At 64.4% G+C, this 7,785-nt stretch carries 7 protein-coding genes; 6 read left to right on the top strand and 1 reads right to left on the bottom strand.

The genetic code is table 11. From position 1 onward, the window contains the following. The first annotated feature begins 441 nt into the window (after positions 1 to 441). From PGX04_RS04220 to PGX04_RS04240, 5 genes are all read left to right on the top strand, one after another. Entirely contained in the window at positions 442 to 1,623 is a 1,182-nt protein-coding gene (locus PGX04_RS04220; RefSeq protein WP_273737364.1) for a signal peptidase I, read from the top strand. Between the two features lie 162 nt (positions 1,624 to 1,785). Then, complete coding sequence (locus PGX04_RS04225; RefSeq protein ID WP_273737365.1) at positions 1,786 to 2,970, top strand: DUF5305 domain-containing protein; 1,185 nt, start codon at positions 1,786 to 1,788, stop codon at positions 2,968 to 2,970. A gap of 111 nt (positions 2,971 to 3,081) precedes the next feature. Continuing rightward, a complete protein-coding gene (locus PGX04_RS04230) occupies positions 3,082 to 4,692 on the top strand; it encodes a long-chain-fatty-acid--CoA ligase (protein ID WP_273737366.1) in 1,611 nt (536 codons plus the stop codon). 295 nt (positions 4,693 to 4,987) lie between these two features. Next, the gene (locus PGX04_RS04235; protein WP_226039562.1) at positions 4,988 to 5,281 is read left to right on the top strand and encodes a MarR family transcriptional regulator; all 294 of its coding nucleotides are present in this window, start codon (positions 4,988 to 4,990) and stop codon (positions 5,279 to 5,281) included. Positions 5,282 to 5,326: 45 nt separating this feature from the next. Next, on the top strand, positions 5,327 to 5,740 hold the full coding sequence (locus PGX04_RS04240) for an Hsp70 family protein (RefSeq protein WP_273737367.1): 414 nt from the start codon (positions 5,327 to 5,329) through the stop codon (positions 5,738 to 5,740). Between the two features lie 51 nt (positions 5,741 to 5,791). On the opposite strand, the gene PGX04_RS04245 is transcribed toward PGX04_RS04240, so the two are convergent. Then, positions 5,792 to 6,709 carry an NAD+ synthase gene (locus PGX04_RS04245; RefSeq protein ID WP_273737368.1) on the bottom strand — a complete coding sequence of 306 codons (918 nt, stop codon included), beginning with the start codon at positions 6,707 to 6,709 and terminating at the stop codon, positions 5,792 to 5,794. Between the two features lie 262 nt (positions 6,710 to 6,971). On the opposite strand from PGX04_RS04245, the gene PGX04_RS04250 reads away from it, so the two are divergent. After that, a partial coding sequence (locus PGX04_RS04250; RefSeq protein ID WP_273737369.1) for a M48 family metalloprotease occupies positions 6,972 to 7,785 on the top strand: 814 nt, incomplete at its 3' end.

Raw genomic sequence — 7,785 nt, forward strand, 5'->3', positions numbered from 1 at the left:
CGGCGCTCGCGCCGCCCGCGACGGCCGGGCTGTTGGCCCTGGTGGTCGTCGCGAACCGGCGGTGGACCGTTCATCGCTAGTCGTGCCCCTGTCGAGACGGGTACGAAACGTGTTCGTTACACTGTGTTGATCATAAGGTCGGTATAGACGAGTGTCCTGCTCAGGCTGGCAACTAGGAATTTCCACACCCTCCCCAACCGATTCGCTCACGTTGTTCGCTCATCCCTCGCACGACGTCACCGACGCGCTCTCGAGAAAACTCGAGCACGTCGCCAGCGCGCGCCACCGCGGGGTGACAGTGAATGGTGTCGAAACTCAAGGTCTCTCGAGCACGCGACGACTCCGTTACTCCCCGTCGGAACTCTCGCGGGCTTTATACTGGAGAAGAAATATAGTATAGACGAACAGTCAGTCAGACATGATCGTACTCGTCACTCGTCGATGACAACCCCGTCACTCCTCAAGCGAGGGCTCGGGTTCGGCCTCGCGCTGGTCATTATCCTGCTGATCGTCGGGCAACTCCTCGGGCAGCCGATTCTGCTCGGCTACGTCGCGACCGGCAGCATGGAGCCTGCGATGGACGCCGGCGACGGGTTCGTCTCCGTTCCCAGCGCCGTCACCGGCGACGTCGAGGAGGGCGACGTCGTCGTCTTCCAGGCCAGAGAGCTCCACGGCGGCGGGCTGACGACCCACCGCGTGGTCGGCGAGACCGAGGAGGGATACGTCACGAAGGGCGACGCGAACCCGTTTACCGATCAGGATGGCGGTGAACCCCACGTCACGGACGGCCAGATCGTCGCCGAGGCCTGGCAGGTAAACAGCGAGGTCGTGACGATACCCCACCTCGGAACGGCCGTTATGGGTGTGCAGGGAATCGCAACGGGGGCCTCCGAAACTGTCGCGCCGATTCTCGGCCTGACGACGACTGCATCCGGCAACGGGCTCGGCGCAATGTTGGTCGCGATCGGCGTCGCCATGCTCGGCTTCGGAACGGTGTTCGAGCGACTCGGCCCGTCGCGGCGCGAGACGACCAGACGGCGCTCGCGCGAGAACGTGATCGCGTTCTGGACGATCTTGGGGCTGATTCTGCTGGTGTTCGTCACGTTCGCGACCGCGGCGATGGTCGTCCCGTCGGGGACCGCCGAGTACGGTCTCGTGAGTACCGAATCGCCCGACGACGATCCGCAGGTCGTCGCACCGGGCGCGACGGCCGAACTCACCAGGTCGGTCGATAACGCCGGCTATCTGCCGGTAGTGGTCGTCCACGACGCCGAAAGCGGCGGGATCGCGGCCGATCCAGAGTGGCAGACGATCGGGATTCGCGGGAGCGGAGAAACGACGGTGACGCTGTCCGCGCCGGAGGAAACGGGAGAATATACGCGCCATCTCGGCGAATACCGGTATCTCGCCGTTCTCCCGCCGTCGGTGCTGGTCTGGCTCCACGGCGTTCACCCCTTCGTCGCTATCGCCGCGGTAAACGGGGTCATCGTCGGGATCACCGTCGGAATCGTCCTCGTGATCTTCGGCAGCGGCGATCTCCGGGTCCGATCCGCGGGGGATCACGTCCCGCTCTCGACCCGCCTCGAGCGACGGCTTCGGAAGTGGCTCCGCGATCGAGAGTAGTCGGTGGGGGGCCACTACCCTTATAATGGTCGCTTTCTTTCACTTCCGTATGTATTGTTCCGGTGACCGACCAGTTCGGAAACGAACAGCTCGGCCAGCGGACGAGCGCGGTCGGTCAGCCGGCGGGCTCGAACGGCGAGGCCGAATCGGGAGGGACGGCAGATGATCGACAGCCCGCGGCTCGAACTGGTGCTCGCCAGACACGGACGCGCGATCGCGATCGCGCTGGTCGTCGTCAGTGTTCTCGGGATCGCCGCGACCGGTTGGGCAGTCGCGAATCCGGTGACGACGACCGCGGACCAGTTCAGCGAGGAACGCGTCACGACCGACGCGGGGACGAGCGCCGTCGTCACCGAAAACGGGACGCTCTGGGACGAGGGCGACCGCCTCGAGGATAGTTCGGTCTACTTTCTGAATTCCACGCCGGAACTGACGATCCGGCCCGAGACGAGGCTCCGGAACGAAACCGGCGGGGCCCCTATCGAGGACGGGGACGTGACGCACAAACTACGGCTTCGGTTCGAGGCGATCCGCGACGGGTCCCCGTTCTGGAACGAGACACACACGGCGTTGCGCGAGTCGGCGTCGGTCGAGAACGGCGTCGCGACGTCGAACGCGACGATCGACGTGGAATCCTACCGGCAGCGACAGCGGCAACTCGAGCGCGAGGTCGCCGGCGTCGGCTCGGTCGAGTTGGCGATGGTGCTTCGCGTCGAGTACGATACGGGTCGCCAACAGGGGACCGTGACGGCGACGACGCCGGTAGAGATAACGGACGACGCCTACTGGCTCGGGAACTCGCTGTCGGATTCGGCGACTCACAGCTATCGGAGCGGGACGGCGCGGACGACTGAGCCCCGCAGTGCGACGCTCGTCGGCGGTCTCTCGGTGCTCGGAACGCTGTCGCTGGCCGGTGCAGCGCTCGTCGCCCGCCGGTCTCCTACGGATCTCGAGGCGGCCCGTCGAGCGGTCCACGAACAGCGCTACGCCGAGTGGATCTCGAAGGGGTCGATCCCGATGTGGATCGGCGACTATCACGTCTCGCTCGACACGCTCGAGGACGTCGTCGACGTCGCGATCGATACGAACGAGCGCGTCGTCCACGACACGCAGCGGGGACTGTTCGCGGTCGTCAACGACGGGGTCGTCTACTACTACAGCGACCGCGGCCTCTGGGAGGAGACCGCCTGGCCGGAGATGGACCTCGAGGAACAGCCGGCCGTCATCGACGGCGACGGGGACCTCTCCGCCGAGGACCTTTCGGAACTGGACCCGAGCGACGAGTTCGCGGCACCTGACGATTCGGACGGGTTCGAGGACGACCAGAACGTCTGGGAACGACTCTGAACGGGACGTCGCCTCCGGAGGCGACGACCGAGCGCGCTGTCCTCTCGGACGTTCTTCACGTTCGATGATAAACGAAATACGTATAGGATTGATCCGCAAAAATTTCGGCGCATGGAAACGCCACTCATTGTCACTGATTTCCTCGAGCAGGCGCGGGAATACTACGGGGACGAGGAAGCGATCGTAGGGGTCGACGGTAACCGGTTCACCTACGCTGAGTTCGGCGAGCGGGCCGATCGGTTCTCCGCGGCGCTCCAGAGTCGGGGCATCGAGAAAGGCGACCGCGTCGCCGTGCTCGATCCGAACACGCACTACCACCTCGAGGCGGCCTTCGGCGCGATGCAACTCGGTGCGGTCCACACGCCGTTGAACTACCGCCTCGAGCCGACCGATTACGAGTACATCCTGTCTGATGCGGGCGTGGACGCGATCTACGCCGACTACGCGTTCGCGGAGAAGATCGAGGCGATCCGCGACGAGGTGCCGACGGAGACGTTCGTTACGAACGACGCAGACGCGGTGAGGGGCGATTGGGAGGAGTTCGACGGCGTGCTCGAGGACGCCGGGACCGAGTTCGAGCGGCCCGAGATGGCCGAGGACGAGATCATCACGATCAACTACACCTCGGGAACCACGGGCGATCCGAAGGGGGTCTGCCGCACGCATCGGACCGAGACGCTCCACGCGTATCTGATGTCGATCTACCACGAGATCACCGACGACGACACCTATCTGTGGACGCTGCCGATGTTCCACGTCAACGGCTGGGGCCATCTCTACGCGGTGACCGGCATGGGCGCGACCCACGTCTGTACGCGCGGGGTCAATCCCGACGAGGTCGTCTCGTCGATTCGCGAGGAAGACGTGTCCTTCCTCTGTGCGGCTCCGGCGGTGCTCAACCAACTGATCGACTACTACGAAGCCGAGGGGGAACCCGAGATGGCCGGCGAGAAGCGGGTTCGGGTAACGACCGCCGGGAGCGCGCCGCCGGAAGCCACCATTCGGGCCGTCGAGGACCGCTTCGGCTGGTACCTGAAACACCTCTACGGGGCGACCGAGACGGGACCGCTGATCACTATCTCCGACGCCAAGCGCCTCATGAACGGCGAGAACCGCTTCGAGATCAAGAAGCGCCAGGGGATGGGTGTTCTCGGCACCGACGTTCGCGTCGTCGACGAGGAGGGGAACGACGTCCCGCGCGACGACGCGACGCTCGGCGAAATCGTCGTCCGGGGCAACCAGATCATGGACCGCTACTGGAACAAGCCCGACGAGACCGACGACGCGTTCAACGACCGCGTCGAGGGCTACTACCACACCGGCGACCTCGCGTCGGTCGACGAGAACGGCCTGATCGCGATCCGGGACCGCAAGAAGGACATCATCATCTCCGGGGGCGAGAACATCTCGAGCATCGAACTCGAGGACACGCTGTTCGATCACGACGCGGTCGCGGACGCGGCCGTGATTCCGGCACCGAGCGACGAGTGGGGCGAGACGCCGAAGGCGTTCGTCGTGCCGTCGAACGGGGATCCGACCGATCCGCCGGTGTCGGCCGACGAACTGACCGAGTTCACCCGCGATCGACTGGCGAGTTACAAGGTCGTCCGTCGGATCGAATACGTTACCGAACTTCCGAAAACGGCGACCGGAAAGACCCAGAAGTACGAACTGCGCGAGCAGGAGTGGGAGGACGAAGACCGGATGATCGGCGAGGGATGATCGGCGAAAGCTGAGCGGCGAGGTGGACTGGTCGAGGACGATTTTCGCGGGACGAACACCGACGAATCGTTCGCTGATCGAATCGCAGCCTCGTTCCGAACGCCACGAGGCGAACATGTCTGACTCACAGAGTCACGTCGTTGCTGACACCCTCCGCCGGATCAGGTACACCAGTCATATCGAACGGTTCGGCGACGGAGGGTACAATTTACACGGATGAATACATTGTACTGTATTATGCTACTCGTCCGGTAAGGCTCAACTTTTATACTGCTGGGGCCTTTCGATTCGTAATATGGCAGAGACCGACGGGGAGGAAATCGAAGACTTGCCACCGAGTGCGAAACTCGTCTTCAAGGTTCTCGAGTACGACGGGCCGCTGACGCAGAAACAGATCGTCGAGGAATCGATGCTCTCGGCCCGGACGGTGCGGTACGCGCTCGAGCGACTCGAAGAGATCGGAATCGTCGACGAGGACATCTACTTTGCGGACGCGCGGCAGAGCCTCTACCGACTCGAGGAGCCGGTCGCGGCCGACGGGAACGGCGTCGAGGACTCCCCGAAAAAGGACGCTTGCTGCGCGGAATAACGGCGAGAACGGCAGTATTATTTTCCAGCGGTGACCGTCTCCGATATGGACAAAGAGCGGCTCCCGCGATGGGGCTGGCTGCTGATCGGCCTGTTTCTCGCGGCGATGGTCGCGAATCTGTTGAATCTGTTCGTGCTGGGGCCGACCGTGCTTCCCGAGGCGTACCGATCGATTACGGTCATTGCGATCATGTCGCCGGTATTGATCTACGTCGGTATCTGGTACGACGAGGATCGACAACGGTACTGGACGAGCTCGCGGGCGAAGATCGCCGGTGACGTCCTGTTCGTCGTGACGGGGGCGGCACTGGGATCGGCGATCACGCTCGTGGCGATAGTCGGTTTCGGGCTCTCGAACTTCCTGACGGATATCCTCGCGATGGGCGCCGGCTTCCTCCTGTCGTGGGGGCTGTTCTGGTGGCGTAACCAGGGCCTGTATGCCGACGAGCCGGCTCGCTGAATCCGCTATCGAGGGACGATCACGGATCGACGCGGCCGCGTGCCGTTGCGATCACTCGAGCGCGTCCGAATCGTCGAGGAGCCCTCCCGTGCCGCGGCCGGCGATCCCCGGCGTCGGCGGTGTCGCGCGTTTGTGTTCGGTGTCGGTGTGCAGCGAGGCGATCTCCTCGGCCGTGTCGCGATCGAGTTGCAGTTCGGCGACGGTCTCGTCGAACGAGCGGCCGTCCTCGACGAGCCGGTACAACAGCGGGTCGATGACGTCGTAGCGCGCGCCGAGTTCGTCGGCGTCCGTCTGGGTGGCCCAGAACCCCGCCGTCGGTTCCTTGTTGACGATCCGGCGGGGGAGTCCGATGTGTTTCGCGAGCGCTCGAACCTCCGTCTTGTAGCAGTCGCCGATCGGGTAGGCGTCGGCCGCGCCGTCTCCGTGCTTGGTGAAGTAGCCGAGCAACCACTCCGAGCGGTTCGCCGTGCCGAGGACGATCCGCGACTGGCGGTTGGCCGCGTAGTAGGCGGTGAGCATCCGCAGCCGCGCGGTCGCGTTTCCGATTTCGTGGTTCCGCTCGTTCGGCCGGTCGTCGGCCTCGGTCTCCGTCTCGAGTTCGCTCGCGACCGTTTCGTCGAAGACCTCGAGGAGCGGGCGCAACTGGATCTCCTCGAAGTCGATTCCCATCCCCTCGGCGATCGTGTGCGCGTCGCTGACGTGGGCCTGCTCGGTCATGTGGCAGGGGAGTCCCAGCCCGAGGACGCTCTCGCTGCCGACGGCCTCGACCGCTAGCGCCGTCGTCAGCGTCGAGTCGATGCCGCCGCTCATCGCGACGACGACCCCGTCCGCGCCGGCGTCGTCGACAGTCGCCCGGATATCGGCGACGATCCGCTCGCGAACCGCCTCGAGCGATCGGCGATCCGTGAAAAAGGGCCCGTTCGTGTGTTCGATGCTCTGGTAGACAAACGTCTTGCTATCTACTCTCATGTGTATGGATCACTGGGTATTTGCTATATACTCCAACGATCGTATCGTATATGAAGCTACTGCTTAAACAGCTAGTAGTTTTGTATTGGTAGTCGGTCGCACGAACGGTGCGGCGGTGTCGGCCCCGTCCGAACGGTCTTGATCCGACGAGAGAGCGGATCGCGACGTCTGCCGGAGACGAGACAGCCCTCGAGTCGTCTCTCTCCGATAGACACCTTTACTATCTGCCATTTCAGTTCATCAACTGAGGCTCCGCTTGCCCATGTCTCTCCACGTCGATCTCGACACGGACCGCGAACTGCACGTACGGATGCTCGTCGCGATCGGACTGCTGGTCGTCCTCCCGTTCGCGTTCGTCTACACCTTCCTCTTTCTCGCGAACACCGTCGGCATCGCCCTGCTCGAGTGGGCGAACGAGCGGCCGTATCACGGCGAGTTCTACGTCGATCCTGTCCTCTTGACGCTGGTCGTACTCGGCGGCCTCGTCGTCCAGTACTGGTACGGTCTGCGGGCGGTCCTCGGCTCGGTCGGCGCGCGGTCCGCCTCGGCGGACGACTACCCGGAGTTACACGCCGCCGTCACGCGGAGCTCGGCGCAAATCGATCATCCACGGGCGCTCGTGGCAGTCATCGACACCGACGTTCCGAACGCGTTCGCCGTCGCCGGCGGATCAACGGGCCGCGGGGACCCGAACGACGGTGCCGGGACGGTCGTCGTCACGACCGGGCTCCTCGAGCTACTTGACGACGCGGAACTCGAGGCGACGGTCGCCCACGAAGTCGCCCACCTCACGAACCGCGACGCGAACCTGATGACCGTCGCGTGGCTCCTGCCGACGATCACGTACTACTTCGCGATCGCCGCGTTCTACGTTCTCTACGGGCTCTACCGGGTTCTCGGCTCCGGGTTCGGTGCCGGCGGATCGGGCGGCGACGGCGACGACGCGCGCGGGCTACTCGTCGCCATCGTCGTCATCATGGTCTGTGCGATCGTGACGCTGACCGTCTCGGCGATGTTCTGGGCGGCGAGCGTCCTCCTGTATCGGGTGCTCTCCCGCCATCGGGAGTACGCCGCCG

This window comes from Natrinema soli, assembly GCF_028618695.1.